Consider the following 26,536-nt stretch of genomic DNA (forward strand, 5'->3'; position numbering starts at 1 on the left):
ACGTTCTCGCCAGCACGGCCTTCGTCCAGCAGTTTGCGGAACATTTCAACGCCGGTACAGGTAGACTTAACGGTGTCTTTGATACCCACGATTTCAACTTCTTCGCCAACTTTAACGATACCGCGCTCAACACGACCGGTAACAACGGTACCACGACCGGAGATGGAGAATACGTCTTCGATTGGCAGCAGGAACGGCTTGTCGATAGCACGCTCTGGTTCTGGGATGTAAGAATCCAGGAAACCGGCCAGCTCGATGATTTTAGCTTCCCACTCTGGTTCGCCTTCCAGTGCTTTCAGCGCTGAACCACGAACAACCGGCAGGTCATCACCAGGGAAGTCGTAAGCAGACAGAAGTTCACGAACTTCCATTTCTACCAGTTCCAGCAGCTCTTCATCATCAACCATGTCGCATTTGTTCATGAATACGATGATGAAAGGAACGCCAACCTGACGACCCAGCAGGATGTGCTCACGGGTCTGAGGCATTGGGCCGTCAGTCGCAGCAACAACCAGGATAGCGCCGTCCATCTGAGCAGCACCGGTGATCATGTTTTTAACGTAGTCGGCGTGCCCTGGGCAGTCAACGTGCGCGTAGTGGCGAGTCGGGGTGTCATACTCAACGTGAGAAGTGTTGATGGTGATACCACGAGCTTTTTCTTCTGGCGCGTTATCGATCTGGTCGAAAGCACGTGCAGAACCGCCGTAGGTTTTAGCCAGAACGGTGGTGATTGCTGCAGTCAGGGTAGTTTTACCGTGGTCAACGTGGCCGATAGTACCAACGTTAACGTGCGGTTTGGAACGTTCAAATTTTTCTTTAGACACGGCTATATTCCTTACTCTTATGCTCTCCCCTCATGGAGAGAGCACTGATCAATGTGTTAAACCCGAAAGCTTATTTACCACGGGCTTCGATAACGGCCTGAGCGACGTTGTTCGGCGCATCATCGTACTTCAAGAACTCCATGGAGTAAGAAGCACGGCCTTTGGTCAGAGAACGCAGTTGAGTTGCGTATCCGAACATCTCGGACAACGGAACTTCAGCGTGAATCTGAACGCCAGTAGCGTTGGATTCCTGACCTTTCAGTTGACCACGACGACGGCTAAGGTCACCGATGACGTCACCAGTGTTCTCTTCCGGCGTTTCAACTTCAACCTTCATAATCGGCTCAAGCAAAACAGGTTTCGCTTTCTTAAAGCCATCTTTAAAGGCGATAGACGCAGCCAGTTTAAACGCCAATTCGGAGGAGTCAACATCGTGGAAAGAACCGAAATGCAGACGCACACCGAGATCAACTACCGGATAACCAGCCAGTGGACCAGACTTAAGCTGCTCCTGGAGGCCTTTATCAATGGCAGGGATGTATTCCGTTGGGATCACACCACCTTTAATGTCATTGATGAACTCGTAGCCTTTCGGATTTGAGCCCGGCTCCAGCGGGTACATGTCGATAACGACATGGCCATACTGACCACGACCACCAGACTGCTTGGCGTGTTTACCTTCGATATCGGTAACTTTCGCGCGAATCGCTTCACGGTAAGCAACCTGAGGTTTACCCACGTTAGCTTCAACGTTGAATTCACGCTTCATGCGGTCAACCAAGATATCCAGGTGAAGTTCACCCATACCTGCGATGATAGTCTGACCTGATTCTTCGTCAGTCCATACGCGGAATGATGGGTCTTCCTTCGCCAGACGGCCCAGAGCCAGACCCATTTTTTCTTGGTCAGCTTTGGTTTTTGGTTCAACTGCAACAGAGATTACCGGCTCTGGGAACTCCATACGCTCCAGAATGATCACGTGGTTTGGATCACACAGAGTGTCACCGGTAGTCACGTCTTTCAGACCGATCGCTGCAGCGATGTCGCCCGCACGAACTTCTTTGATCTCTTCACGCTTGTTAGCGTGCATCTGAACGATACGGCCCAGACGCTCACGTGCAGCCTTCACTGAGTTCAACACGGTGTCACCGGAGTTAACGATACCGGAGTACACGCGGAAGAACGTCAGGTTACCCACGAATGGGTCGGTAGCAATTTTGAACGCCAGTGCAGCAAATGGCTCATCATCGTTAGCATGACGCTCAGCCGGCGTATCTTTACCGTCGTCCAGGATACCGTTGATTGCAGGTACGTCAGTTGGTGCCGGCAGATATTCGATAACCGCATCCAACATTGCCTGCACGCCTTTGTTTTTAAAGGCAGAACCACAGGTAACCAGGATAATCTCGTTGTTCAGAACGCGCTGACGCAGAGCTGTCTTGATTTCTTCCTCGGTCAGCTCTTCGCCGCCCAGGTACTTGTCCATCAACTCGTCTGAAGCTTCAGCGGCAGATTCAACCAGGTTCTGGTGCCATTCTTCGGCCAGAGCTTGCATGTCCGCAGGGATCTCTTCGTATTCGAAGGTCACGCCCTGGTCAGCATCGTTCCAGTTGATTGCTTTCATTTTCACCAGGTCAACGACACCGGTGAATTTCTCTTCTGAGCCGATAGCCAGCTGCAATGGCACTGGATTCGCGCCCAGACGAGATTTGATCTGACCAACAACTTTCAGGAAGTTAGCACCCATGCGGTCCATTTTGTTAACGAACGCGATGCGTGGAACTTTGTATTTGTTAGCCTGACGCCATACGGTTTCAGACTGTGGCTGAACGCCACCAACAGCACAGTAAACCATTACAGCGCCATCAAGAACACGCATGGAACGTTCTACTTCGATGGTGAAGTCAACGTGCCCTGGGGTGTCGATGATGTTTACGCGGTGCGGCTCAAACTGCTTGGCCATACCTGACCAGAAAGCGGTAGTCGCTGCAGAAGTGATGGTAATACCACGCTCCTGCTCCTGCTCCATCCAGTCCATGGTGGCAGCGCCGTCATGAACTTCACCGATTTTGTGGTTTACACCGGTGTAGAACAGAATACGTTCGGTAGTGGTCGTCTTACCGGCGTCGATGTGAGCGCTGATACCGATGTTACGATAGCGCTCAATGGGTGTTGTACGAGCCATTTGATTCCTCTATTGCCTTAGGCGTTCAAGTTCGGTTAACCCAAGCGGGTTGGCTTCTTGAAGCGCCCGCTTGGTTAGCATAACTACTGCGTGGTAATTACCAGCGGTAGTGGGCGAACGCCTTGTTGGCTTCTGCCATACGGTGAACGTCTTCACGTTTCTTAACAGCAGAACCTTTGTTCTCAACTGCATCAGAAAGTTCGTTCGCCAAGCGCAGAGCCATGGATTTATCACCGCGTTTACGAGCAGCATCAACGATCCAGCGCATTGCCAAAGCATTACGACGGACCGGGCGGACTTCAACTGGTACCTGATAAGTAGAACCACCAACGCGGCGCGACTTAACTTCTACAGTCGGGCGAACGTTGTCGAGAGCTACTTCGAAAGCTTCCAGGTGATTTTTACCAGAACGCTGAGCCAGGGTCTCCAGCGCGGTATACACGATAGCTTCTGCAGTAGATTTTTTACCGTCTACCATCAGGATATTTACAAATTTAGCCAACAGCTCGGATCCGAACTTAGGATCTGGCAGGATTTTACGTTGGCCTATTACGCGACGACGTGGCATGGAAATACTCCGTTGTTAATTCAGGATTGTCCAAAACTCTACGAGTTTATTTTGACATTAAAGTGAAAATGTTTGGCCTTACTTAACGGAGAACCATTAAGCCTTTGGCTTCTTCACGCCGTACTTGGAACGAGCTTGCTTACGGTCTTTAACGCCGGAGCAGTCAAGTGCACCACGGACGGTGTGGTAACGCACACCTGGCAAGTCTTTAACACGACCGCCACGGATCAGGATCACGGAGTGTTCCTGCAGGTTGTGACCTTCACCACCGATGTAGGAAGTCACTTCGAAACCGTTAGTCAAACGCACACGGCATACTTTACGCAGCGCGGAGTTTGGTTTTTTCGGGGTGGTGGTATATACGCGGGTACATACGCCACGTTTCTGCGGGCAGGCTTCCAGCGCTGGAACGTTGCTTTTAGCAGCCTTCACAGAGCGTGGTTTGCGAACCAGCTGATTAATTGTTGCCATTAAAAAAGCTCCTGGTTTTGCTTCGTTTGTTGCTTCGTAAACATGTGATAAATCCCCTCGTATGCACTACTGGCAAAGTACGAGGCCGCAGAATTTTATGGCTGAGTGGTAGAGGTGTCAAGAAATATACAACATCACTCTCATCACCAAGCCATTTGGCTGTGGTGTTTTTCGGTTAATTCAACGAAGTGATTATAGCCGACGACCGTGATTTTGTGTGAAAAATGACCAGCAAGACCTCTGGCTTCCAGGTCGTCCTTCAGCGCATAAAGTGATATGGGGGCATTGAGCAGCAATTCAAGGTGTGCGCTGCCGGCCAGTCCGGCCAGTACGCCATCCTGCAGCAGCAGCAGATCGTCGCCTTGTGCGGTCAAGCGCAACAGCGCAGGCAAATCGCATTGAGTGGGAGAGTGGCTAAGGGTATACAGCATCGAATATCCTAAAAAGTCATTACCGCGTCATAACCGGCCAGCTGTTGGCGCAACGCATCCGGAGCCAGCACCTCGGCCTCCAGCACCCAGTCGGTAACCTGACTCAGCCCGCGCTCCTGCAAAGATGCCTGGCACAGATAACAGCGCTCGACGTCATACAGCGGCAGCACGCCAAAGGTGGCGATATAATTGCGCGCCAAAATTTTTTCCGGTTGCTGCCCCGGCAATAGCTGCAATACGCCATCGCCGATAAAAAAAACGCCCAGATCTTCGCTCAGCGCCGAAGTCGCCAACAACGCATCCAGCCCTTCCCTGCCGCCGGCGCTACCGTGCGGGCCTTGGGTAAAAACAAAAGCGACTCGTTTCATAAATTCTCTCAGAACTGCACCAGACGGTCGCAACTCAGCGCCGCCTCTGCCAACGAACCCAATCCGCTTAGGGTAAAACCAGGTTGCAGATTAGCGGTTTCCAGCCCCTGCTGCGCAGCTTCCTGTTCATCGGTCACACCGCGACGCAGCGCAGCGGCCACACAAACGTTGAGCGCAATACCGTGCTGCTGCGCCAGTCGTACCCAGCCGCGCACCAGATCGAACTCATCGCCGGCAGGCGATGTCAGTTGGTTGGCGTTCAGTACCCCTTCACGGTAGAAAAACACGCTGGAGAGACGATGCCCTTTCGCCAGCAGGGCTTGCGCGAACTGATAGGCGCTGCTGGCCTGTTGAGTGCCGTACGCCGGGCCAGTGACCAAAAGGCAGTAATCCAGCATCAGCGCTCGGTTCCCAGCAGGTCACCGCTTTTGAACTGGCGGATATACAGATACACGGTGTGCTTGGAAATATTCAAACGATCCGCTACCTGATTAATCGCATCTTTGATATCAAAAATGCCTTTTTCATAGAGATTAAGCACCACCTGCCGATTTTTGGCATTGTTGGCGACATTACGATCGGCATTAACTTCCTCAATGGTGAACTCCAGTGTCTGTGCCACCAGATCGTCCACGGAAGAGGCGAAATTGACTGAGGGGGCCACTTCCTGGGTTTCCGGCGGCATGAAAGTCTGCATCACCTGGGAGAACGGCACATCGAGGTTCATGTTGATGCACAACAGGCCGATCACCCGCTGCTCGCGATTGCGGATGGCGATAGTTACCGATTTCATCAGCACGCCGCTTTTGGCGCGAGTGAAGTAGGCCTTCGACACGCTGCTGTCGTCGCCTGCCATATCATGCAGCATGCGCAGCGCCAGGTCGGTGATCGGCGAACCGATCTGCCGCCCGGTATGCTCGCCGTTGGCAATGCGCACCGCCGAGCATTTCAAATCTTCCAGCGCATGCAGCACGATCTCGCAGTGACCGCCGATCAACATCGCCAGGCCATCGACCACGGCTTCATAAGACTTCAGGATTTCATGATCCGTCTGGCTAAACGGACGTTCATTCAGCAAATCAAGTTCGCTGGCTTCGCTGGATAAAAGCGAATTAGACATCGAAAATACCACCCTCAAAGATCGTCTGTGCCAGGGGGCGCAGCTAAAACGGCTCGTGCAGGCTCCCTTTTCACAGGCGGCATACCCTTGAGTATCTACAGGGCAGGCAGGCTGGTATCAGCATGAAACAGCACGACGGGCGTCCGCAGGCCAACAAGGCCGGGAACAGTTTTAGGTACACGCCCTAAGGGGCAGACGGATGACTCATAAGTCCGGATTATTAGTCTAGCAAAACTACCAGAGTAAAGTCCTTGCGTTTGCGCGTGGTATTGACGTTAAGCCCGATGCCCGGCAGGCGTCAAGCAAACAGTGGGAGGGGGAGGTAAAAGTTACGCGTAATGGGGCATTCATCAACGAGGCTTAAATGAACACCGCCGCAAGAAACTCTCGCGGCGGTGAGGGTAATCAGACAGGCTTACTGCGCTTTGGCGTCAGCCGCTGCGTCAGCCGGTTTTTCAGCCTTGGCGTCTGCTTTCGGTGCAGCTTTCACATCCAGCAGCTCAACGTCGAATACCAGGGTAGAGTTAGCCGGAATGCCCGGAACGCCCGTTTTACCGTAGGCCAGCGCCGGTGGGATGACCAGCTTGATTTTGCCGCCTTTCTTGAGGTGTTTCAGGCCTTCGGTCCAACCTGGAATCACGCCGTCCAGGCGGAATGACAGCGGCTCACCACGGGTGTAGGAGTTGTCAAACTCGGTGCCGTCGGTCAGGGTACCTTTGTAGTTAACGACCACGGTGTCGCTGTCTTTAGGCGCTTCACCCGCACCCGGTTTCTCTACCTTGTACAGCAGACCGGATTCGGTTTTCTTCACGCCTTTTTCTTTGGCGAAGGTCTCACGGTACTTGGCGCCTTTTGCTTCATTGTCTTTGGCGTCTTGTTCCATTTTCGCCTGAGCGGAAGCCTTCACGCGCGCTTCAAAGCCCTGCAGCGTTTTTTCGATGTCCGCATCGTTCAGCTTGCTCTTGTTGGCGAAAGCGTCCTGAACGCCTGAGATCAACTGGTCTTTATCCAGTTTGATACCCAGTTTTTCTTGTTCTTTCAGAGAGTTGTCCATGTAACGGCCCAGGGACGCGCCCAGTGCGTAGGCCGCTTGCTCGTCATCGTTCTTGAACTTGCCGGTGCTCGGCGCTGCAGCTGCAGCGTCCGCTGGTTTAGCGGCTTCGGCCGGTTTAGCCGCATCAGCGGCCATAACCTGAGTCGCATTCAGAGCAAAAGCCATGGTGGTTGCCAGAAGCGTGACTTTAAACAAAGATTTCATCCATTTCTCCAGTGTCTGAAGCGGTGCCCCAAACAATCATTAAGTAAGATAACCGGGCTACTATAGCTGTCCGAAAGAAAACAAAACAGTCACACAGGTAACCAATCGAGTCAAAGTGTGACTCCGGGTTTAAGGAGAAGTTTCCTTAAATGTGCTACCCGTATGATAAATCAGATTTTTCTTGCAATCGCGCCATCGACGGTAACAAAATCGGCCAAGATAAGCGCTCTATTTTTCAGCACTTTACACAGTGTTCCGGCGCTAGGGGTTATCCCCCATTTTGAGAGGGGTAAAATAGCGCAGCGCAAAGCCGGCGGCAGCTGTTAACATAGCGCCAGATTCAGGATTAACCCGCTTCAGAGGTAGCATCATGCACAACGCCGATACCCAAAGCCTGTTACTGCGGCTGGAAGAACTGGAGAGCCGCCAGGCTTTCCAGGAAGTCACCATTGAGGAACTCAACCAGACCGTGGTGCAGCACCAGCTTGAAATGCTGAAATTGCAGGAACACCTGCGCGTGCTGACCGATAAACTGCGCTCGACCCAAACGTCGATGATCGCCTCGCAGTCGGAAGAGACTCCACCGCCACATTATTGATAAACAATAAAAAAGGGCAGCCGATGGCCGCCCTTTTTTGCAATTGCCGCGCCGCGATTAGTGGCAGCCGCAACCACCGTTACCGCAACCGCCTTTCTTGGCCTGATCCTGGTCATGCGCATGGCTATGATCGTGATCGTGGCCATGACCGCCGCAGCAACCGTCGCCGTGCTCGTGGTGGTGATCGTGCTCGCCGTGTACGTGACCGTGCGCCAGTTCTTCAGCGGTAGCTTCGCGGATCGCGACAACTTCCACGTTGAAGTTCAGGTTCTGGCCTGCCAGCATGTGGTTACCGTCAACCACTACGTGATCGCCGTCCACTTCGGTGATTTCGACCGGAACCGGGCCCTGATCGGTATCAGCCAGGAAACGCATGCCAACTTCCAACTCGTCAACGCCCATAAAGACGTCTTTCGGCACGCGCTGCACCAGGTTTTCGTCGTAGTTGCCGTACGCATCGTTAGCGCCAACATTCACGTCAAAACGATCGCCTGCTTCGTGGCCTTCGAGTGCTTTTTCCAGACCTGCGATCAGAGAACCATGCCCGTGCAGATAGTCCAGCGGCGCGCTCACCGGAGACTCATCAACCAAAACACCGTCTTCTGTACGTACTTGGTAAGCCAGGCTGACCACCAAGTCTTTTGCTACTTTCATGATATCTCCTACCGTTGGACACTTGGACGCAGCCCATCATCGGGTGCTGCGCCTTTACCGGACAGATTGTATCGGAAATCTGCCCCGCTGTACCCTTCAGCATAAAAAAACGCACCCGATAACGCTACTCCGGATGGAAAATACCTATCACCTGCTCCTGCGGCCGAACGTGCTTTTCTACCTGTTGTTCGGTCTGTCGCTGATGATGACCGCACTTGACGCACTCCACCACTTCGACCTGGTCTTCGCGCCAAACTGCCAGCGTATCCATAGCCTTACAGCTCGGGCAAACCGCCCCGGCGATAAATCTTTTACGTGTTGCGGACATCTTCTGTGCTCCAAATTATTCGTATTCATCCCAGCCGTCGAACTGGCGACTCTCTTTTTGCATTTCGCGATGGAAAAGTTCCTCCAGCTCGCGCCGCGCCTCTTTCACGCGGGAAATCTGCGCCACATCGCCATGGTGCGGCGGCATCAGTTCACGCAGCATGCGCATGTCCAACCGGCGGAAGTGCTGCTGCGCGCGATAGGCCTGATGAGGATGCATACCCAGTTCCATCAGTGCCTTGCGCCCCAGTTCCAGGGCGCTGGAGAAGGTTTCGCGGCTGAACTGTTTGACCCCGGCCTGCAGCAGCTCGTGCGCCTCCACGCGTCCGCGCGCGCGCGCCAGAATGCTCAACTCCGGAAAATGCTGCTGGCACAAGCGCACGATCTCCATGGTGTCTTCCGGCTCATTGCAGGTGATGACAATAGACCTGGCCTTCGCCGCACCGGCCGCACGCAGCAGCTCAAGTTCGGTGGCGTCGCCGTAATACACCTTGTAGCCGTAGCGACGCAGCACGCCGACCGCGCTGACATCGCGCTCCAACACGGTAATGCGCATCTTGTTGGCCATCAACAGCCGGCCGATCACCTGGCCGAACCGCCCGAAACCGACAATGATCACCTGCGGATCGTCGTCCTCCACATACGGCGTTTCTTCGTCTTCATCCCTGGCGTTATACCGGTGTACCAGGATGCGATCGATAATTTGCATCAGCAGAGGTGTAGTCATCATCGACAGGGTCACCACCACCAACAGCAAGGCGAGTTGGTCAGACTGCAATACCTTCTGCGCGCCCGCGGCGGAAAACAGCACAAAGGCAAACTCTCCGCCCTGGCTGAGCACGCCGGCGAACTGCAAACGCACCGAACTGCGCAAACCAAAGATGCGCGACAGCGAGTACAGCACCCCCGACTTGATCGCCACCAGCAGCACCACGCCGAGCAACACTTCGGCCAGATGGGTATAGAGCACGCCGATATTCAGCGCCATCCCCACCGAGATAAAAAACAGGCCCAGCAGCAGCCCCTTGAACGGCTCGATGGCGATCTCCAGCTCATGGCGATATTCGCTCTCCGCCAACAGCACACCGGCGATAAAGGTGCCAAGCGCCATCGACAGGCCGAGCGTATCCATAAACAACGCCGCTCCCAATACCACCAACAATGCGGCGGCGGTGAAAATTTCGCGCACCCCGGAAGAGGCGATATAGCGGAACAATGGCCGCAGCAGGAAACGCCCGCCAATCAGCATGCCACCGAACGCGGCTACCTTGATCGCAATTTCCGCCCAGTCGTCGCTGGTGCCGCCGGCACCTGCCAGGATAGGGATCAGCGCCAGCGCCGGGATCACCGCCATGTCCTGGAACAGCAGCACCGAGAACCCTAACTGGCCGCCTTCATTGCGGTTCATGCCCTTCTCGCGCATCAGTTGCAACGCCATCGCCGTCGATGACATCGCCAGCCCGATACCGCCGATAACGGCGGCCTGCCAGGCGAAATGGGTCAGATAAAGCAGCGCCCCCAACACCGCGGCGGTGATCAACACCTGCCCGGCGCCAACGCCGAATATCGAACGCCGCAGTTCCCACAGCTTGGTCGGATTCAGTTCCAACCCGATGATAAACATCAGGAATACCACGCCCAGTTCGGAAAAGTGCAGGATCTCATCCACGTCGCGGATAAAGCCCAGCCCCCAGGGGCCGATGGCAATGCCGGCGATCAAATAGCCCAGTACCGCACCAATCCCCAGACGGCGGGCGATGGGCACCGTGACCACGGCGGCGAACAGGAACAGCAAAATTGCGGTCAGTAACGTCGAGCCTTCCATGATCATCTTCCTCCATGCGGCAGCGGGTTACGCAACCAGTCGCCATAGGCCGTGGCATGACTTTCCAGCACCTCCGGCTTCTGCCGGCGCGCCCAATACACCAGCATCGGCGTCAACCAGTGCATATGGCACATGGCGGCGGTCAATTCGAACGGGCGCAGGATATCTTCCATCGGGTAACGGTTATAGCCGCCGGTGCGGTAGGCGCCTTCCGGTTCCCCGGTGGTGATCACCGAACGCCAGTATTTGCCTGCCAGCGCATTGCCGCCCATACCGCTGGCAAACCCGCGCGACAGCACGCGATCCAGCCATTCTTTCAGCAAAGCCGGGCAGCTGTAAGTATAGAGAGGATGTTGAAAAACAATGACCTGATGTTCACGCAGCAGTTGTTGTTCGTGGTGAATATCGATAAAAAAGTCAGGGTAGTGCGCGTATAAATCGTGCACGGTGACATGTTCCAACTGCTGTGCCGGTCGAAGCAAAACCCGATTCGCGACCGAGTCCTGGGATTCCGGATGGGCATACAGCAGCAAGACCTTAGGCGGCTGCGACATCATTCCCCTCCAAAGCGTCGTCAGGGTAACGGTTTTCCGTTACCATGCTCCGCAAAGACTAATAATAGGACAGCCTGTGTCCTGTTAACTTAGAATCCTCTCAATTTAACATACTCTGAACATACGGCGCTTTATGATTGTATTCTCCTCGCTACAAATCCGACGCGGTACCCGCGTCCTGTTGGACAACGCCACGGCGACGGTTAATCCAGGTCAGAAGGTCGGCCTGGTGGGCAAAAACGGCTGCGGCAAATCCACGCTGCTGGCGTTGCTGAAAGGCGAAATCGCCGCGGACGGCGGCAGTCATACCTTCCCCAGCAACTGGGCGCTGGCCTGGGTCAACCAGGAAACGCCGGCGTTGGACGTGCCGGCCATTGAGTATGTTATCGACGGCGACCGCGAATTCCGCCAGCTTGAAGCCGAATTGCAGTTGGCGAACGAGAAAAACGACGGCCACGCCATCGCCACGCTGCACGGCAAACTGGACGCCCTCGATGCCTGGACCATCCGCTCCCGCGCCGCCAGCCTGCTGCATGGTCTGGGTTTCTCCAACGAACAGCTGCAAAGCCCGGTGCGCGCTTTCTCGGGCGGCTGGCGCATGCGTTTGAACCTGGCGCAGGCGCTGGTCTGCCGTTCAGACCTGCTGCTGCTCGACGAACCGACCAACCACCTGGATCTGGACGCGGTCATTTGGCTGGAACGTTGGTTGAAGGGCTATCCGGGCACGTTGGTGCTGATTTCTCACGACCGCGACTTCCTCGATCCGATCGTCGATAAAATTCTGCATATCGAACAAGAGACCATCAACGAATATACCGGCAACTACTCCTCGTTCGAGCGTCAGCGCTCGACCAAACTGGCGCAGCAGCAGTCGCTGTATCAGCACCAGCAGGAGAAAGTGGCGCACCTGCAAAGTTATATCGATCGCTTCCGCGCGCAGGCCACCAAAGCCAAACAGGCGCAGAGCCGCATTAAAATGCTCGAGCGCATGGAGCTGATCGCGCCGGCTCACGTCGATAACCCGTTCAGTTTCAGCTTTCGCCAGCCGGAAAGCTTGCCGAACCCGTTGCTGCGCATGGAGAAGGTCAGCGCCGGTTACGGCGACAAGGTGATCTTGAAATCGATCAAGCTCAACCTGGTGCCCGGCTCGCGCATTGGCCTTCTGGGCCGTAATGGCGCCGGTAAATCGACCTTGATCAAAATGCTGGCCGGCTCGCTGGAGCCGCTGAGCGGTGAGATTGGCCTGGCGAAGGGCATCAAACTGGGCTACTTCGCCCAGCATCAGTTGGAATTCTTGCGCGCCGACGAATCGCCGTTGCAACACCTGAGCCGCATCGCTCCCCGGGTGCTGGAACAGCAACTGCGCGACTACCTGGGCGGTTTCGGCTTCCAGGGCGACAAGGTCACCGAGGCCACCGAGCGTTTTTCCGGCGGCGAAAAGGCGCGGCTGGTGCTGGCCCTGATCGTCTGGCAGCGGCCTAACCTGCTGCTGCTCGACGAACCGACCAACCACCTGGATCTGGACATGCGCCAGGCATTGACCGAAGCGCTGATCGATTTCGAAGGCGCGTTGGTGGTGGTTTCGCACGACCGTCACCTGTTGCGCTCCACCACCGACGATCTCTATCTGGTGCACGATGGCCAGGTCGAAGTTTTCGAAGGCGATCTGGACGACTACCAGCAATGGCTGAGCGATCTGCAACGGCAGGAAAACCAGCAGGATGCGCCAGAGAAAGAAAACAACGGCAACAGCGCGCAGGCGCGCAAAGATCAGAAGCGACGCGAAGCCGAATTCCGCACCCAAACTCAACCGCTGCGCAAGCAAATCGCCAAGCTGGAGCAGCAGATGGAAAAACTGGGTGCCGAGCTGGCGGCGGTAGAAGAGAAGCTGGCGGATTCTGCGCTGTATGACATCAGCCGCAAGGCCGATCTGACCGAGTGTCTGCAAAAACAAAGCCAGGCCAAATCCGCACTGGAAGAGACGGAAATGACCTGGCTGGATGCGCAAGAGCAGTTGGAACAGTTAACCCAGGCATTCGAATCCTAAAATTGACGGCGGCACCGCAATAAAGTATGACTGTGCGGGTGCGAGGCAAGGCGCCAGGAACCGAGGGAACGGAGCATACATCAGTATGCGAGTATCCCGAGGCGACGCAGCAACACAGCTGCAGCTCCGCACGGACATTCTTAACCGCGATAAAAAGGTTTATCCCCTAAAATGGTCGCACGGTGCATGATGCGCCGCTGCGGCAGATAATCCGCGTTGGCGTAATGCTGCGTCACGCGGTTATCCCAGATCGCGATGTCATTCTCCTGCCAGCGCCAGCGCACCTGGAACTCCGGCTTGGTGATGTGGGCAAACAGGAACTTCAGCAATGCCTCGCTCTCCTTCGGCGCCAGATCGACAATCCGCGTAGTGAAACCTTCATTGACGAACAACGCCTGCCGCCCGCTTACCGGATGGGTACGCACCACCGGGTGCAGCAACGGCGGGTTTTTCTGCTTCGCCACCTGCCAGCGCTGATGCTCCTCTTCGCTCGACAAATGCTTATGCTCAGGGAATGACTTGGTGAAGTCATGTTCCGCCTTCAACCCGGCCAGCAGTTGCCTGAAGGGTTCAGACAACGCCTCATAGGCCGCGATGCCGCTGGCCCACAGAGTATCGCCGCCGAAAGACGGCAGCGTCTTCGCCGCCAGTATCGCCCCCAGTGGCGGGTTTTCGATAAAGGTGACGTCGGTATGCCAGTTATCGTTGTCCGGCGGGTTATCGTCATGGGTATCCAGCACGATGATCTCTTCCACGTCGGTGGCGTGCGGGTAAACGGGATGGATGTGCAGATCGCCGAAGCGCCCGGCCAAATCACGCTGCTGCAGCGGTGTGATCGGCTGATTGCGGAAGAACAGCACCTGGTGTTTGAGCAGCGCATGGTAAAGCTGCTCAAACTGGCCGTCGCCCAGCGGCCGTGCCAGCGCAACGTTGTCCACCAGCGCGCCGATGTAGGGCCCCAGCGGGGTAATCTTCAAACGTTCGTTCATTGCTGTACTCCATGCCAAGGGGTCAATCGGCGCTGCAAGGCACGCAGCCCCAGCTCCAGCCCAAATGCAATAATCGCTATCACGCCGATCCCGGCCAACACCACGTCGGTGGCCAGAAACTCACCGGCGGATTGCACCATAAATCCCAGACCACGCGTAGCGGCGATCAGTTCGGCTGCCACCAGCGTCGACCAACCGACGCCCAGCCCAATGCGGATACCGGTCAAAATCTCCGGCAGTGCGCTCGGCAGCACCACAAAACGCAGCACCTGCCAGCGGTTGGCGCCTAAAGCGCGAGCGGCACGCACCCGTACCTGTGCCACACTGCGCACACCGGCTACGGCAGATAGCGCAACCGGGGCGAAGATCGCCAGGTAAATAAGCAGAATTTTCGAGGTTTCGCCGATGCCGAACCAAATCACCATCAGCGGCAGGTAGGCCAGCGGCGGCACCGGGCGGTAAATCTCAATCAGCGGGTCGAGAATGCCGCGCACCGTCTCGTTCAGCCCCATGGCGATACCCACCGGAACGCCGATAATCACCGCCGCCAGCAGCGCCACCAAAATGCGTCCCAGGCTGGCCGCCAGGTGTTGCCACAGCGTGGCGTCCATAAAGCCCTGCGGGCTGGCGATGACCAACAATTGGTGCAAAACCTGCTGCGGCGCCGGTAAAAATAACGGACTGATCAGGTTCAGTGCGGTCACGCCCCACCAGACAGCCAAGACCACCAGCAAGGTAGCACCGCTCAGCAAGACGTTGCGCGGTATGCGAAAACGGCGCGACGCCGCAACCTGCGGCTGGGCAACCTCTTTAAGGGCGGAATGCAGGCTCATAGCAATGCCTCGCGCTGTTGGAACACTTGGCCCAGCACATATTCGCGCTGCGCGATAAATTCAGGATCGGATTTGATCGACCGACATGCCTCGCCGTTGGCGTAGCGCCGGCCGAAGTTCAGCGAAAGACGCTCCACCACCTGCCCCGGCCCCGGCGACAGCAGCAACAGTTCGCTGGCGAGGAAGACCGCCTCTTCAATATCGTGGGTGATCAGCAATACCTGCTTGCCGGTATCACGCCAAATGGTCAGCAGCAGTTCCTGCATCTGCTCGCGGGTGAAAGCATCCAGCGCGCCGAACGGCTCGTCCAGCAGCAGCAAACGCGGATCGGCGGCCAACGCGCGGGCAATACCGACCCGCTGGCGCATGCCGCCGGAAAGTTGCCAGATAAAGTGCTGCTCGTAACCCGCCAACCCCACGCGTTGCAACATCTGCTGCGCCACCTCGCGGCGCTCCTGCTTGCCGATACCGGCCAACTGCAGGCCAAACTCGACGTTATCCACCACGTTGCGCCACGGAAGTAAACCCTCATGCTGGAACACCACGCCCCGCTCGGCTCCCGGGCCGTTAACGGACGTTCCATCCAGCGTGATGCTGCCAGCTGAAGGCTCAATAAACCCGGCGATCAAATTCAGCAGCGTGGTTTTGCCGCAGCCCGACGGGCCGAGCACCACCACCAGTTGCCCGGCGGCAATCTGGAACGAGACGTCGCGCAGCGCGGGGCGCCCCTGATAGTCTGCTGAAAGATGGTTAACGTTTAGCATGCGGCTCCCCTACGACTGCGGCGCAGCCTGCACCTGTTTCACAAAGCGGTCGGTCACATAGGCGCTGTAATCGCTGTCGACCTGCGGAATTTTGCCCTGCTGTTTGAGGAACTCGGCGGTATCGTGAATCGCCTTGTCCACCGGCTGACCAAGCTGGGTAATCTGCTCAGCCACCGGCAGATAGGTATTGCCCTTCACCAGCACCGGCACCTGATCCTCCGGTACGCCACTCAGGCGGGACAGCGTATCGAGATTGCTTTTGTCCTTCAGCCATTGCTCCGGTTGTGCCAGATAGGCTTTCTGGGCGTTCAAGGCGCTGGCGGCAAAGGCGGTCACCACCTCCGGGTGTTTTTCGGCAAAGTCCTTGCGTACCACCCAGACGTCGAGGGTCGGCGCCCCCCACTCCCCAACCTGTGCGGAATCGGTCAGTACCTTGCCCTGTTTGGCCAGCTCGTTGACCACCGGCGCCCAGACGTAGGCACCGTCGATATCGCCGCGCTGCCAGGCGGCGGCGATGGCCGGCGGCTGCAGATTGAGGATCTTGACCTGTTCAGGCTTGATGCCCCAATGCTTGAGAGAAGCCAGCAGGCTGTAGTGGGTGGTGGAGATAAACGGTACCGCAATGCGTTTACCGATCAGATCCTGCGGGCTTTTAATGTCTTTCTTCACCACCAGCGCTTCGGAACTGCCGAGCTGCGAGGCGATCAGGAACACTTCGATAGGGAGTTTCTGGCTGGCGGCCACCGCCAGTGGGCTGGAACCGATATTGCCGATCTGCACGTCGCCGGAAGCCAGCGCACGCAACACGCTGGAGCCGCTGTCGAATTTGCGCCAGTCAACGCTGGCGCCGGACTGTTTGGCAAAGCTGTTTTCCGCCTGCGCTACCTTGGCCGGTTCCGCCGAAGTTTGATACGCCACGGTAACGTCGACCGCCTGTGCACTGGCCGCGCCGAGCGATAACACCAGCAGCGTTACGCCGCGTAATGAAAAGAGTTTGCTCGCCATAATCCGCTCCGTTGATAAAAGTCTGTTCAATTGCTGACAGTTTTATCCGAGCGGCGACGAGCGATAAAAGAATAAAAAAATATTCTTTATTACCTATGGAAATATGAATCCCGTCAATTCGACCCACTGTCCCCCGGCTGCACTGCTGCGCTGGGCGGCATCGATAAACGCCATCCCTTGCACGCCTGTTTCAATCCCAGGCAATAAGGGGGCAGCCTGTGGCCCTTCCCGCAGTCGAAGAGCAGCTTCGCGGTAAATCTGGCCAAAACCTTCCAGATAGCCTTCAGGGTGGCCCGCCGGCACCCGTGCCAGCAAACGGTTCTCCACATACTGAAATGACGCCGCGCGGGTGATGCAATACGCCGGGGCATCTCGTGGGCGGATCCATAGCTGATTAGGCTGTTCCTGACAAAACGACAGACTGCCCTCGCTGCCGTATATCCGCAGCCGCAGGCCATTCTCATGCCCACAAGCGACCTGGCTGGCCCACAGCCGCCCTTTTGCGCCATTGGCGTAGCGCATCTGCACTCGTACGTCGTCGTCCAGCCTGCGCCCCGGAATAAACGAGCTCAGTTCAGCGCTGATCGCCTGCGGCAGCAACCCGCTGACAAACTGCGCCAATTGCCAGGCGTGAGTGCCCACGTCACCAATGCAGCCCGCGCCGGCCTTCTCCGGCTGCGCACGCCAACCCGCCTGCTTGTTGTCGGTCAGTTCCAGCGGCTGTGCCAACCATTCCTGCAGATACTCCACCTCGATAAACCGGACTTCTCCCAGTTCACCGGCCAGCACCCGGCTGCGCGCCTCGCGCACCAGCGGATAAGCACTGTAGTTGTGAGTCAATATCAACTGCCTGCCGCTGCACCGTACCCTTTCGGCCAGTTGCAACGCCTCGGCGTAGCTGTTGCACAGCGGTTTGTCGCAAATCACATCGATACCGGCATTGAGAAAGGCGGTCGCTACCGGCGCATGCAAATAATTAGGGGTAACAATCGCCACCGCGTCGATGCCGTCGGCCCGCGCCGCCTCGGCCCGCGCCATCGCGTTAAAATCACGATAGCAGCGCGCCTCGTCCAGGTGCAGTGACGCGCCGGTACGGCGGCAATTTTCCCAGTCGGATGAAAACGCCCCGGCCACCAGCTCAAACTCATCGTCCATCCTCGCCGCCAATCGGTGCACCGCACCGATAAACGCGCCTTCGCCACCACCGACCATGCCCAGCCGTAACCTCATGATTTCTCCCCTATACCCAGCATTTTCCTGACCTGTTGGCGATCGCCGCCGCCGGCGGCAAAATCATCAAACGCCCGATCGGCGATCGGAATGATATGGCGAGCGATAAATGCGGCCCCCTCACGTGCCCCTGCCTCCGGCGATTTCAGACAGCACTCCCACTCCAGCGTCGCCCAGCCGGCGTAACCGTACTGCGTCAGCTTGCTGAAGATCGCCGGGAAATCGATCTGCCCGTCACCGAGCGAGCGAAAACGCCCCGGCCGTTCCAGCCACGGCTGATAACCACCGTATACCCCGCTGCGAGCGCTGGGCCGGTATTCGGCGTCTTTGACATGAAACGCCCGAATACGCGCGTGATAAACGTCGATAAAACCGAGGTAATCCATTTGCTGCAAATGCAGATGGCTGGGGTCGTACAGAATGTGGCAACGCGGATGGTTGCCGACCTGTCGCAGAAAGCGTTCGAAGGTGACGCCGTCGTGCAGATCCTCGCCCGGATGCAGCTCATAGCAAACGTCCACGCCCGCATCATCGAAGGCATCCAGGATCGGCCGCCAACGCTGCGCCAACTGGCTGAATGCCTCATCCAGCAGCAAAGCGTTGTGCGGCGGCCACGGGTAAAAATAGGGCCAGGCCAGCGCACCGGAGAAGGTTGCATGCGCCTTCAGTCCGAGTCTTTGCGACGCCTGCGCCGCCATCAGCAACTGCTCCGTCGCCCACGCCTGCCGCGCCTGCGGTTTGCCGCGCACCTGCGGCGGAGCAAAACCGTCGAAGGCCAGATCGTAAGCGGGATGCACCGCCACCAATTGCCCCTGCAAATGGGTGGACAGTTCGCTAATTGCCAGGCCGTGCCGGGCCAGGCACCCGATCACCTCATCGCAATACTCCTGGCTGTGTGCCGCCAGCTCAAGATTAAAGATCTGCGGCTGACCGGTGGGGATTTGCAGGCTTTTAAATCCCAGCCCCGCCGCCCAACCGGCCAATCCATCCAGTGAATCAAAAGGTGCCTGCGCGCCGATAAACTGCGCCAGAAACAGCCCCGGCCCCTGAATCGTCTTCATGTTACCTCCCTAGCATTACCGTTCTTTGGCTGCGCACCGCTTCGTCCGCCGCCAGCACCACACGCAGGCTGTTTAATGCATCCTGCCAATGTCGGCCGAGATCCAGCCCGCCCCGTATTGCCTGAAGAAAATAGCGCTGCTCGCTCAGGCACAATGCCAGATGGTCCGGCTCGTCCTGGCAATCAATCCAGCGATCCGGCCGTACGAATTGATTGTTTTCATCCAAGGCCGCAGAGTGGATGCGCAGCGATTCCGTACGAGTATGGGCGTCGACGTTATCGGACGCCCCCGCCGCCGTGTGGCGTGCAACGATCGAAACCGCGCCTTTCGGCCCAATCACGTCTTTCACGAAGAAGGCCGTTTCGCTGATCATTGGCCCCCAGCCGGCCTCATACCAGCCCACAGAACCGTCGGCGAAACGCACCTGCAACTGACCGTAGTTGTACATCCCCGTTGGCAACGCTTCGCTAAGCCGCGCACCAATGGCGCTGACGCTGATCGGTTCCGACTGCGTCATCTGGCACATCACGTCGAGGTAATGCACCCCGCAATCGACAATCGGTGACAGCGACTGCATGAGGTTACGATGCACGTCCCACATCTGGCCGTGGCTCTGCTGATTAAGGTTCATGCGCATCACCAGCGGCTTACCCAACCCGCGCGCCAGTTCCACGAATTGCTGCCATGACGGGTGATGACGCAGGATATAGCCCACCACCAGCTGCCGTCCGGCCGCACGCGCCGCCGCGATCACCCGCTCGGCGCCGGCCACGGTAGTGGCGAGCGGTTTTTCAATGAACAGGTGGCAGCCTGCAGCCAGAGCGGCCAGCGCATAAGTCTCATGGGTATCGGGCCAGGTCGTCAGACAGACGGCATCCGGCCGCGATGCCGCCAGCGCCTCGGTGAAGTCACCGTACTCCGGGTAACCGCCGCCCAGCAGAGCATTGAGCCGACGACGCGAATCACCGCGAGCCACCAATCCGCAAATGTCGACCCCCTCCAGAGAGTGATAGGCTGCGGCGTGTGACGCCCCCATATTGCCGCACCCCACCACCAGCACGCGTAAATCAGCCATCACGTTTCTCCCCCTTCGGGGTTTCCCGGTAGTTGAAAGTGAAGAAGAACAATGCCGCGATCACCAGAGCGCCGATGGCCGGATACCACCAGAAGTTTTGCCACTGCGGCAGCGCCGCCGCCCCTTCCGCAGTCACCATGCGATTGAACAGCGCACCGCTGATCTGCGAACCGATCAGCATGCCCAGGCCGTAAGTAAACAGCACCAACAGGCTCTGCGCCTGACCTTTTACCTTGTCGCCTGCCACCTTGTCGGTGTAGATAAACCCGATCACAAAGAAGAAGTCGTAACACATGCCGTGCAGGATGATGCCGAGGTAGATCATCCAGCGCAGCTCTTCGGTGATACCCAGCGCGAACATCACGTAGCGCAGGCACCACGACAGCATGCCAATCAGCAGCATCACCTTGATACCCAAACGGGCAAACAGGAACGGGATCAACAACATAAAGAAAAGTTCGGACATTTGACCGAGCGACATCACGCCACCGACATTGGTGAAGCCGGTTGCCGCCACGAAGGGCGCGGCATAAGCGTAGTAGGCCGCCAGCGGGATCGAGACCAGCGTGGCGCAGATGATAAACACCAGGAAATGGCGCTGTTTGAGCATGGCGAACGCATCGGCGCACAGCAGGTCGCGCATTTTCACCGGTTTGCCGCGTTCCGGCGCCGGGGTGTGCGGCAGGGTAAAGCTGTAAATGCCCAACGCCAGCGAGGCCGCCGCCGCCAACGTGAAGATGCCGGTACTGTCCGACAGGCCGCTGGCGCCGACAATCAGCCCGGCGACAATCCAACCCAGGGTGCCGAACGCTCGCACCACCGGGAAGGCTTTATCGCTGTTGCTCAGGCTGTAAAACGCCACGTTGTTGCTCAGGGCAATGGTCGGCATATAGCAAAGCATATAGCCGAAGATAATCCACAGCAGGCCACTCTGACCGGAGGAAAAGAAGCCGGGCATCAGCCACAGCAACCCCGCGCCGATCAGATGCAAGATGCCCAGAACCTTCTGCGAAGCGAAGAAGCGATCCACCACCATGCCAAGCACGAAGGGTGACAGGATCGAGGCAATCGGCCCCGTGGAATAGGCATCGCCTATAATTGCCGCCAGCCCGTATTTGCCCATTACTACGCCAAGCGTGACGTACCAGGCGCCCCAGACAAAAAACTGCAGAAACATCATCAGCGCCAACCGCGGCACCGCCCATTTGAATGCGACACTTCCGGCCCTCAGGACCACGCTGTCAGTTTGCATAACTCCCCCATCGGTATTGTTGTGATGTTGTCTAACCGCTTTCCGGCAGGAAGGACGGCATAACCACACCGCCGGGATGCTGCGCTCGGCCTTTCACCTGCGCCAAATGTAATTCACAAATCCGCCCGCCCCACTGCAACAGCACCTGGCTGAGGGCGGAACGTCGTGCCGGCACCAGCACCACCGGCACGCTGCCGCGATGATGACGGTCCAGCATCCAGCCCAGCAGTTCGAGGGCGCACTCTTCGCTGTGGCAGCAGCCCGGCCCGAGCAAACGTGAGGCCGGATGCGCCACCGAAGCCAGATAGCCGCCAATGCCGCCATCGAGTTCCCACACCGCGACACGCCATAGCCCGCTCGCGTCATTAAGGAAATAGTCGATATCATTTCGGCGTTCGATACCCAGCAGTTCGCGCTCCAGCAGCAGGATGCCGGGTAAATCTTCCTGCCGTGCGGCGCGCACCCGACCGCGCGTCAGCCGGGGAAATGAAAAGCCCTGCGCCGGTACCGCTATCGCCATGTCCTGATAAACGGCATAGGGCGCAAAACCGGCGCGGTGATACAACGCATAGGAATCCATATTCAGCGCACTGGACAGCAGCCGCACCGGCAGATCGCCCGCCAATTCGTCGGCCTTGGCCAGCAACTGCGCGGCGATGCCGCAACCAAAGTAATCCGGATGAACATTCATGATGCCCAGCCCGAGATGAGTGTCACGCGGGTGGAAGAAACAGGAACCGCAAAGCACGCCTCGCTCGTCGCGGGCAATCCAGTGATGCCCGCGGTCCAGTCGATGGTAAATATCAACAAACAATTCGCAGCTTTCCGGCCCGGCGGGGAAAATAGCCTCCCGGCCATGGCGTTGGTACCAGGCATTGGTCGAAAGATGAATCAGCCGAGCAATCTCACTGCGATCGCCATTTTCCGCCAGCTTCAGTTGCACTCGCATTCGCCACCTCTTTTCGGTTCTGAACTGAGCGAAATGATGCGAAATCGTAAAATGTAATCGATTTCATTTTCACCATGAGCAAAATGTAATCGATTTCTTTTTTTCAGCAACCTGATTAATGTAGGGAGAGGCATTCATTATTTGAATTTGTAAGCAACGTCACAAACCGGAGGTCGGGGTCGTACTTTATCCCGAGCTTCGGCATATTGTGCGAGGCAAATGGGCAGAAGGAACAGCAAACCATGTCGATCGAAAAAGTGGCGAAAATGGCCGGGGTTTCCGCAGCCACGGTATCGCGGGTATTGAACGGCCAGCAGATCGTCAAACCGGTCACCCGGGAAAAGGTGCTGGCGGCAATCCGCGAATGTGATTATCAGCCCAATCTGCTGGCGCGCCAGCTGCGCACCTCCCGCAGCCGTATGCTGCTGGTGCTGGTATCCAGCATCACCAATCCCTTCTGTTCGCTGGTGGTGCGCGGCATCGAGGAAGAGGCCGAACGTCACGGTTACCACATTCTGTTGTGTAACTCCGAATCCAATCCGACAAGGGAATCCGCTTACCTCAGCCTGCTAAGCGGCAAGGTGGTCGACGGCGTGATCACCATGGATGCCGTCAGTTGCCTGCCGGGCCTGACCGCCATGATCGGCGACTTCCCCTGGGTGCAATGCGGCGAAGGCGATCCTGACTTCCGCGCGTCCTCCGTGACCATCGATAACCATCAAGCCGCCGTCGCCGGCGTACGTCATCTGGCAGGTCAAGGTCGCCGACGTATCGCATTGATCAACAGCGATATGCGCTACCTCTATTCGCAACAGCGGGAACAGGGCTACCGTCAGGCACTGGCCGATTTGGGGCTGGAATATTGTCAGGTGGAGTACGTAGAGGGACTGGAGTATGCCGCCGGCGCACAGGCGATGGCGCGCCTGTTGAGCGCCGAACAGCGGCCCGACGCGGTTTTCGCCATCTCGGACGTGATTGCCGGCGGTGCGATGAGCACCTTGCACCAGCAAGGATTGCGCATTCCCGAAGACGTCGCGGTGATGGGTTTCGACGGCGTGCCGTTCGGGGCCATCACTACCCCGCCGTTGACCACCATCGAACAACCTATGCATCAGTTTGGCATTCGCAGCGTGCAGCTATTGCTGGAGAAAATTAAAAACCCGCAGTTACCGCCAAGCAATGAAGTGCTGACATGGCGCCTGGTAGAGCGGGGTTCAGGCTGAACGCCCGAGGTCGGCGGCAAGCGTTCCCCGCCCCCTGCACCAGCGGCGCCGTAAATGTTTAAGGCGTGATAACGCCACGTAAAAACGTCCGTGCATAGCCGCCAATCCGCGTGCGATCGCCTTTCCATTCGCAAAACAGCTCACCGCCACGGGCGGAAATCTGCCGGGCGTGCAGCTTATGGCGCCCCAGGCGCGCAGCCCAATAAGGTGCCAGCGTGCAGTGCGCAGAGCCGGTCACCGGGTCTTCGCCGCCGTCGAGGGTAAAATAACGCGAGACAAAATCGACCTTTTCACCCGGGGCACTGACGATAACCGCGCGGCCGGCCAGCGCGATTAACGCCGGGATGTCCGGCTGCAACGCCCGCACCTGGGCTTCATTTTCCAGCAGCACCAACAACGCGGTAGCCTGCCACACGTCTTGCGGTTTCACGCCAAGCAGCGCCCCCAGCCCGGCCGGTTGTGCCACCTTTTGCGGCAATCGCGAAGGGAAATCCAGGATTAACCGCTCGCCGTCGTCGGCATCACGCTTGACGTACAGCTCACCGCCGGCCGAGCGGAAGCGGATATCCTGCAGTGCCGGATTCACCACGCTGAACATCACATGCGCCGCCGCCAGCGTGCCGTGGCCGCAGAGATCCACCTCACGCTGCGGGGTGAACCAGCGAATCGCCGACATATCGCCATCGTCCCAGACAAAACTGGTTTCCGGCAGGCACAGCTCATTGGCAATGGCCTGCATCTCGGCAGTCGATAACGGCTGTTTCAGCAGACATACACCCGCCGGATTGCCACGCAAGCCTTCGCCGGTAAACGCCACTACGTGGAAGTAATTGTCCGTCATCCGCAACTCCTTACTGCCAGATAAGTAACACACAGGCTGCGGTTAACAGCCCCATGGAAAGGTTAAAAATGATCCAGGCCTTTTTGCTGCGCAGCAAACGACCAATCACCGTGCCGAACCCCAGCCAAATCACCCCGGCGACGACATTCACCACGAAAATACCCAGCGCAATCGCCAGAATAGAAGCGTTATATTTATCGCCCGCCAGACTGAAGCTCGCCACCGCGCCCAATGCCATCAGCCAGGCCTTGGGGTTGAGGAACTGCAACAGCCAGCCCTGATACAACCTTATAGGCTGCGGTGGCGCCACGTCGGTTTCCAGCTTTTCATAGGCGGCGGTAGCGACTTTCCACGCCAGCCATAGCAGGTACAGGCTGCCGAGGACTTTCAGGATCAGGTGCAGCGCAGGGTAAACCAAAATCAGGCTACCGACGCCGAATGCCACCAGCAGCAAAATGCTTTGCATGCCGAGCATAATGCCCAGCATCAACAGCAGTGAGCGCATAAAGCCGAAGTTGGCGCCGGAGGTGGTCAGTAACATATTGTTGGGGCCAGGCGTGATCGCGGCAACCCACAGGAAACCTAACAACGAAAGAAATAAACTCGGTTCCATGAAGCGGGTGCTCCTCACCCGGGGCGTTTTTTGCAGTATTATTGTTAATTCATGGTATTGAAGCTAACAGTGCGCTATTGATCAGACAATAGCCGCCAATAAGATTTTTACTCAGGTTATGCATGAATCCTTTCGCCCTTTGACCGGGGCCAGTAACCCACATTTGCAAACGCTGCTGCCACGGCTGGTGCGCCGCCGCGTGCGGTTGAAACCGCACTGGCAGCGGCTGGAATTGCCCGACGGCGATTTTGTCGATCTCGCCTGGAGCGAAGATCCGGCGCAGGCCGCCGGCAAGCCGCGCGTGGTGCTGTTTCATGGGCTGGAAGGCAACTTCTACAGCCCCTATGCCCATGGTTTGCTCAGCGCCTGGCGCGAAAAAGGCTGGCTCGGCGTCGTTATGCATTTTCGCGGTTGCAGCGGCGTACCGAACCGCAAACAGCGCATCTATCACTCCGGGGAGACGGAGGATGCACGCTTTTTTTTGCGGTGGCTGCGTGCCACCCACGGCGAAGTGCCGACGGCGGCGGTTGGCGTCTCGCTCGGCGGCAACATGCTGGCCTGCTATCTGGCGCAGCAAGGGGCAGACAGTCTGTTGCAGGCGGCGGTGATCGTGTCCGCACCGCTGATGCTGGAGCCTTGTTCGTTGCGAATGGATCAAGGGTTTTCGCGCGTTTATCAGCACTATCTGCTCGGGCAGTTGAAACAAAACGCCACCCGCAAGCTGCTGCACTACCCCGACACCCTGCCGCTCAAACTGCCGCAACTCCGGGCACTGCGCCGAATCCGCGATTTTGACGATGTCATCACCTCACGCGTTCACGGCTTCAGCGACGCCACCGATTACTACCGTCGTTGCAGCGCGCTGCCGCTGTTGCCGGCAATTCAGACGCCGCTGCTGATCATCCATGCCAAAGACGATCCCTTCATGACCGACGCAGTGATCCCCGACATCGCCAGCCTGCCGCGCAACATTGAATACCAGCTGACCGAGTTTGGCGGCCACGTCGGCTTTGTCGGCGGCAGTTTGAACAAGCCCCACATGTGGCTGGAATACCGCATTCCATCCTGGCTTTCCCCTTATCTGGAACCCGCAACGTGATTATCCCCTGGAAAGAACTGGAGACCGAGACCCTGAACAGCCTGATCGAATCCTTTGTGCTGCGCGAGGGCACCGACTACGGCGAACACGAACGTTCGTTGGAGCAGAAAGTGGCAGACGTTCGCCGCCAGTTGCAAAACGGCGAAGTACTGCTGGTGTGGTCAGAACTGCATGAAACCATCAACATCATGCCGCGCGGGCAGTTCCGCGCCGGGCAGGAAGAAATTTAGTGCCTGCCGGTTCTATGACTGACGGAAAAAATCAGGTAACAATGAATCATTGCAAACCCGCGCGCGGAATTTTGCCCTTGGCAAAAAGGCGTCAAACAGACCAATAACCCTACTCTGACGCCGGCGCATTTAACACGGAGTG

The 26,536-nt window shown here is 57.4% G+C and carries 29 protein-coding genes; 5 read left to right on the forward strand and 24 right to left on the reverse strand.

Features of this window, described 5'->3' with window-relative positions; genetic code table 11:
- The 9 genes from tuf to fkpA form a co-directional block, all read right to left on the reverse strand.
- Positions 1–824, reverse strand: an 824-nt coding sequence (tuf, locus tag V2S86_RS22640) for an elongation factor Tu (RefSeq protein ID WP_330764234.1), incomplete at its 3' end; no start/stop codon positions are given.
- 70 nt (positions 825–894) lie between these two features.
- Positions 895–3,009, reverse strand: coding sequence for an elongation factor G (gene fusA, locus V2S86_RS22645; protein ID WP_330764235.1), 2,115 nt, complete (start codon positions 3,007–3,009; stop codon positions 895–897).
- Between the two features lie 97 nt (positions 3,010–3,106).
- Complete coding sequence (gene rpsG, locus V2S86_RS22650; protein ID WP_004951199.1) at positions 3,107–3,577, reverse strand: 30S ribosomal protein S7; 471 nt, start codon at positions 3,575–3,577, stop codon at positions 3,107–3,109.
- A 96-nt stretch (positions 3,578–3,673) separates the two neighbouring features.
- Entirely contained in the window at positions 3,674–4,048 is a 375-nt protein-coding gene (gene rpsL / locus V2S86_RS22655) for a 30S ribosomal protein S12 (protein WP_004930426.1), read from the reverse strand.
- Between the two features lie 143 nt (positions 4,049–4,191).
- Positions 4,192–4,479 carry a sulfurtransferase complex subunit TusB gene (tusB, locus tag V2S86_RS22660; RefSeq protein ID WP_330764236.1) on the reverse strand — a complete coding sequence of 96 codons (288 nt, stop codon included), beginning with the start codon at positions 4,477–4,479 and terminating at the stop codon, positions 4,192–4,194.
- A gap of 8 nt (positions 4,480–4,487) precedes the next feature.
- Positions 4,488–4,847 (reverse strand): sulfurtransferase complex subunit TusC, encoded by a 360-nt coding sequence (gene tusC, locus V2S86_RS22665; RefSeq protein ID WP_126528861.1) that lies wholly within the window; start codon positions 4,845–4,847, stop codon positions 4,488–4,490.
- A gap of 8 nt (positions 4,848–4,855) precedes the next feature.
- Positions 4,856–5,245 carry a sulfurtransferase complex subunit TusD gene (tusD, locus tag V2S86_RS22670; RefSeq protein WP_442995934.1) on the reverse strand — a complete coding sequence of 130 codons (390 nt, stop codon included), beginning with the start codon at positions 5,243–5,245 and terminating at the stop codon, positions 4,856–4,858.
- Positions 5,245–5,967, reverse strand: a complete 723-nt coding sequence (locus V2S86_RS22675) for a helix-turn-helix transcriptional regulator (RefSeq protein ID WP_006318988.1) — start codon at positions 5,965–5,967, stop codon at positions 5,245–5,247. The genes tusD and V2S86_RS22675 overlap by 1 nt, the downstream gene beginning before the upstream one ends.
- A gap of 415 nt (positions 5,968–6,382) precedes the next feature.
- Positions 6,383–7,225: an FKBP-type peptidyl-prolyl cis-trans isomerase gene (gene fkpA, locus V2S86_RS22680; RefSeq protein WP_006318994.1), complete on the reverse strand. Its 843-nt coding sequence runs from the start codon at positions 7,223–7,225 to the stop codon at positions 6,383–6,385.
- A gap of 370 nt (positions 7,226–7,595) precedes the next feature.
- On the opposite strand from fkpA, the gene V2S86_RS22685 reads away from it, so the two are divergent.
- Entirely contained in the window at positions 7,596–7,823 is a 228-nt protein-coding gene (locus V2S86_RS22685; RefSeq protein WP_004951219.1) for a SlyX family protein, read from the forward strand.
- A gap of 57 nt (positions 7,824–7,880) precedes the next feature.
- On the opposite strand, the gene slyD is transcribed toward V2S86_RS22685, so the two are convergent.
- The 4 genes from slyD to kefG all read right to left on the reverse strand — a co-directional run bounded on the left by slyD (position 7,881) and on the right by kefG (position 11,183).
- The gene (gene slyD, locus V2S86_RS22690; RefSeq protein ID WP_330764237.1) at positions 7,881–8,477 is read right to left on the reverse strand and encodes a peptidylprolyl isomerase; all 597 of its coding nucleotides are present in this window, start codon (positions 8,475–8,477) and stop codon (positions 7,881–7,883) included.
- Positions 8,478–8,601: 124 nt separating this feature from the next.
- Positions 8,602–8,805 carry a YheV family putative zinc ribbon protein gene (locus V2S86_RS22695; RefSeq protein ID WP_004951224.1) on the reverse strand — a complete coding sequence of 68 codons (204 nt, stop codon included), beginning with the start codon at positions 8,803–8,805 and terminating at the stop codon, positions 8,602–8,604.
- A 15-nt stretch (positions 8,806–8,820) separates the two neighbouring features.
- The gene (kefB, locus tag V2S86_RS22700; protein ID WP_330764238.1) at positions 8,821–10,629 is read right to left on the reverse strand and encodes a glutathione-regulated potassium-efflux system protein KefB; all 1,809 of its coding nucleotides are present in this window, start codon (positions 10,627–10,629) and stop codon (positions 8,821–8,823) included.
- Positions 10,630–10,631: 2 nt separating this feature from the next.
- On the reverse strand, positions 10,632–11,183 hold the full coding sequence (gene kefG, locus V2S86_RS22705; protein WP_261093470.1) for a glutathione-regulated potassium-efflux system ancillary protein KefG: 552 nt from the start codon (positions 11,181–11,183) through the stop codon (positions 10,632–10,634).
- Between the two features lie 133 nt (positions 11,184–11,316).
- Between kefG and V2S86_RS22710 the strand changes: the two genes are divergently transcribed.
- A complete protein-coding gene (locus tag V2S86_RS22710; RefSeq protein WP_330764239.1) occupies positions 11,317–13,230 on the forward strand; it encodes an ABC transporter ATP-binding protein in 1,914 nt (637 codons plus the stop codon).
- A 140-nt stretch (positions 13,231–13,370) separates the two neighbouring features.
- On the opposite strand, the gene tauD is transcribed toward V2S86_RS22710, so the two are convergent.
- The 9 genes from tauD to V2S86_RS22755 all read right to left on the reverse strand — a co-directional run bounded on the left by tauD (position 13,371) and on the right by V2S86_RS22755 (position 22,388).
- Entirely contained in the window at positions 13,371–14,219 is an 849-nt protein-coding gene (gene tauD, locus V2S86_RS22715) for a taurine dioxygenase (RefSeq protein WP_330764240.1), read from the reverse strand.
- On the reverse strand, positions 14,216–15,052 hold the full coding sequence (gene tauC / locus V2S86_RS22720) for a taurine ABC transporter permease TauC (protein ID WP_330764241.1): 837 nt from the start codon (positions 15,050–15,052) through the stop codon (positions 14,216–14,218). The genes tauD and tauC overlap by 4 nt, the downstream gene beginning before the upstream one ends.
- Entirely contained in the window at positions 15,049–15,816 is a 768-nt protein-coding gene (gene tauB / locus V2S86_RS22725; protein ID WP_330764242.1) for a taurine ABC transporter ATP-binding subunit, read from the reverse strand. The genes tauC and tauB overlap by 4 nt, the downstream gene beginning before the upstream one ends.
- Positions 15,817–15,825: 9 nt before the next feature.
- Entirely contained in the window at positions 15,826–16,821 is a 996-nt protein-coding gene (gene tauA / locus V2S86_RS22730) for a taurine ABC transporter substrate-binding protein (protein WP_330764243.1), read from the reverse strand.
- Positions 16,822–16,914: 93 nt separating this feature from the next.
- A complete protein-coding gene (locus V2S86_RS22735) occupies positions 16,915–18,051 on the reverse strand; it encodes a Gfo/Idh/MocA family protein (protein ID WP_330764244.1) in 1,137 nt (378 codons plus the stop codon).
- Complete coding sequence (locus V2S86_RS22740; RefSeq protein WP_330764245.1) at positions 18,048–19,112, reverse strand: sugar phosphate isomerase/epimerase family protein; 1,065 nt, start codon at positions 19,110–19,112, stop codon at positions 18,048–18,050. Before V2S86_RS22740 ends, V2S86_RS22735 begins: the two co-directional genes overlap by 4 nt.
- 1 nt (position 19,113) lies before the next feature.
- Positions 19,114–20,187, reverse strand: a complete 1,074-nt coding sequence (locus tag V2S86_RS22745) for a Gfo/Idh/MocA family protein (RefSeq protein ID WP_330764246.1) — start codon at positions 20,185–20,187, stop codon at positions 19,114–19,116.
- Complete coding sequence (locus V2S86_RS22750) at positions 20,180–21,439, reverse strand: MFS transporter (RefSeq protein ID WP_330764248.1); 1,260 nt, start codon at positions 21,437–21,439, stop codon at positions 20,180–20,182. Before V2S86_RS22750 ends, V2S86_RS22745 begins: the two co-directional genes overlap by 8 nt.
- Before the next feature lie 31 nt (positions 21,440–21,470).
- Positions 21,471–22,388 carry a GNAT family N-acetyltransferase gene (locus tag V2S86_RS22755; RefSeq protein ID WP_330764249.1) on the reverse strand — a complete coding sequence of 306 codons (918 nt, stop codon included), beginning with the start codon at positions 22,386–22,388 and terminating at the stop codon, positions 21,471–21,473.
- Positions 22,389–22,630: 242 nt separating this feature from the next.
- On the opposite strand from V2S86_RS22755, the gene V2S86_RS22760 reads away from it, so the two are divergent.
- Entirely contained in the window at positions 22,631–23,611 is a 981-nt protein-coding gene (locus V2S86_RS22760) for a LacI family DNA-binding transcriptional regulator (RefSeq protein WP_330764251.1), read from the forward strand.
- A 58-nt stretch (positions 23,612–23,669) separates the two neighbouring features.
- Here V2S86_RS22760 and V2S86_RS22765 read toward each other — a convergent pair whose 3' ends face one another.
- Both V2S86_RS22765 and V2S86_RS22770 read right to left on the reverse strand, forming a co-directional pair.
- Entirely contained in the window at positions 23,670–24,452 is a 783-nt protein-coding gene (locus V2S86_RS22765; protein WP_330764252.1) for a PhzF family phenazine biosynthesis protein, read from the reverse strand.
- 10 nt (positions 24,453–24,462) lie between these two features.
- Positions 24,463–25,065, reverse strand: coding sequence for a LysE family translocator (locus V2S86_RS22770; protein ID WP_330764253.1), 603 nt, complete (start codon positions 25,063–25,065; stop codon positions 24,463–24,465).
- Positions 25,066–25,183: 118 nt separating this feature from the next.
- On the opposite strand from V2S86_RS22770, the gene V2S86_RS22775 reads away from it, so the two are divergent.
- Entirely contained in the window at positions 25,184–26,164 is a 981-nt protein-coding gene (locus V2S86_RS22775; RefSeq protein ID WP_330764254.1) for a hydrolase, read from the forward strand.
- The gene (locus V2S86_RS22780) at positions 26,161–26,394 is read left to right on the forward strand and encodes a YheU family protein (protein WP_330764255.1); all 234 of its coding nucleotides are present in this window, start codon (positions 26,161–26,163) and stop codon (positions 26,392–26,394) included. The genes V2S86_RS22775 and V2S86_RS22780 overlap by 4 nt, the downstream gene beginning before the upstream one ends.
- Positions 26,395–26,536 lie beyond the last annotated feature (142 nt).

The sequence above is a fragment of the Serratia sp. C2(1) genome (genome assembly GCF_036352655.1).
In the GTDB taxonomy this organism is placed as follows: Bacteria; Pseudomonadota; Gammaproteobacteria; order Enterobacterales; family Enterobacteriaceae; genus Serratia; species Serratia inhibens.

What these genes read in the sequence shown, in the direction of transcription:
- V2S86_RS22740 (WP_330764245.1), bottom strand. Translation starts at nt 19,112, where the DNA reads ATGAAGACGATTCAGGGGCCGGGGCTGTTTCTGGCGCAGTTTATCGGC.
- kefB (WP_330764238.1), bottom strand. Translation starts at nt 10,629, where the DNA reads ATGGAAGGCTCGACGTTACTGACCGCAATTTTGCTGTTCCTGTTCGCC.
- V2S86_RS22675 (WP_006318988.1), bottom strand. Translation starts at nt 5,967, where the DNA reads ATGTCTAATTCGCTTTTATCCAGCGAAGCCAGCGAACTTGATTTGCTG.
- V2S86_RS22750 (WP_330764248.1), bottom strand. Translation starts at nt 21,439, where the DNA reads ATGCAAACTGACAGCGTGGTCCTGAGGGCCGGAAGTGTCGCATTCAAA.
- V2S86_RS22685 (WP_004951219.1), top strand. Translation starts at nt 7,596, where the DNA reads ATGCACAACGCCGATACCCAAAGCCTGTTACTGCGGCTGGAAGAACTG.
- V2S86_RS22745 (WP_330764246.1), bottom strand. Translation starts at nt 20,187, where the DNA reads ATGGCTGATTTACGCGTGCTGGTGGTGGGGTGCGGCAATATGGGGGCG.
- tauB (WP_330764242.1), bottom strand. Translation starts at nt 15,816, where the DNA reads ATGCTAAACGTTAACCATCTTTCAGCAGACTATCAGGGGCGCCCCGCG.
- rpsG (WP_004951199.1), bottom strand. Translation starts at nt 3,577, where the DNA reads ATGCCACGTCGTCGCGTAATAGGCCAACGTAAAATCCTGCCAGATCCT.
- rpsL (WP_004930426.1), bottom strand. Translation starts at nt 4,048, where the DNA reads ATGGCAACAATTAATCAGCTGGTTCGCAAACCACGCTCTGTGAAGGCT.
- tusB (WP_330764236.1), bottom strand. Translation starts at nt 4,479, where the DNA reads ATGCTGTATACCCTTAGCCACTCTCCCACTCAATGCGATTTGCCTGCG.
- fkpA (WP_006318994.1), bottom strand. Translation starts at nt 7,225, where the DNA reads ATGAAATCTTTGTTTAAAGTCACGCTTCTGGCAACCACCATGGCTTTT.
- V2S86_RS22710 (WP_330764239.1), top strand. Translation starts at nt 11,317, where the DNA reads ATGATTGTATTCTCCTCGCTACAAATCCGACGCGGTACCCGCGTCCTG.
- tusC (WP_126528861.1), bottom strand. Translation starts at nt 4,847, where the DNA reads ATGAAACGAGTCGCTTTTGTTTTTACCCAAGGCCCGCACGGTAGCGCC.
- tusD (WP_442995934.1), bottom strand. Translation starts at nt 5,245, where the DNA reads ATGCTGGATTACTGCCTTTTGGTCACTGGCCCGGCGTACGGCACTCAA.
- V2S86_RS22765 (WP_330764252.1), bottom strand. Translation starts at nt 24,452, where the DNA reads ATGACGGACAATTACTTCCACGTAGTGGCGTTTACCGGCGAAGGCTTG.
- V2S86_RS22770 (WP_330764253.1), bottom strand. Translation starts at nt 25,065, where the DNA reads ATGGAACCGAGTTTATTTCTTTCGTTGTTAGGTTTCCTGTGGGTTGCC.
- tauA (WP_330764243.1), bottom strand. Translation starts at nt 16,821, where the DNA reads ATGGCGAGCAAACTCTTTTCATTACGCGGCGTAACGCTGCTGGTGTTA.
- V2S86_RS22760 (WP_330764251.1), top strand. Translation starts at nt 22,631, where the DNA reads ATGTCGATCGAAAAAGTGGCGAAAATGGCCGGGGTTTCCGCAGCCACG.
- V2S86_RS22695 (WP_004951224.1), bottom strand. Translation starts at nt 8,805, where the DNA reads ATGTCCGCAACACGTAAAAGATTTATCGCCGGGGCGGTTTGCCCGAGC.
- V2S86_RS22735 (WP_330764244.1), bottom strand. Translation starts at nt 18,051, where the DNA reads ATGAGGTTACGGCTGGGCATGGTCGGTGGTGGCGAAGGCGCGTTTATC.
- tauC (WP_330764241.1), bottom strand. Translation starts at nt 15,052, where the DNA reads ATGAGCCTGCATTCCGCCCTTAAAGAGGTTGCCCAGCCGCAGGTTGCG.
- tauD (WP_330764240.1), bottom strand. Translation starts at nt 14,219, where the DNA reads ATGAACGAACGTTTGAAGATTACCCCGCTGGGGCCCTACATCGGCGCG.
- kefG (WP_261093470.1), bottom strand. Translation starts at nt 11,183, where the DNA reads ATGTCGCAGCCGCCTAAGGTCTTGCTGCTGTATGCCCATCCGGAATCC.
- V2S86_RS22755 (WP_330764249.1), bottom strand. Translation starts at nt 22,388, where the DNA reads ATGCGAGTGCAACTGAAGCTGGCGGAAAATGGCGATCGCAGTGAGATT.
- V2S86_RS22775 (WP_330764254.1), top strand. Translation starts at nt 25,184, where the DNA reads ATGCATGAATCCTTTCGCCCTTTGACCGGGGCCAGTAACCCACATTTG.
- slyD (WP_330764237.1), bottom strand. Translation starts at nt 8,477, where the DNA reads ATGAAAGTAGCAAAAGACTTGGTGGTCAGCCTGGCTTACCAAGTACGT.
- fusA (WP_330764235.1), bottom strand. Translation starts at nt 3,009, where the DNA reads ATGGCTCGTACAACACCCATTGAGCGCTATCGTAACATCGGTATCAGC.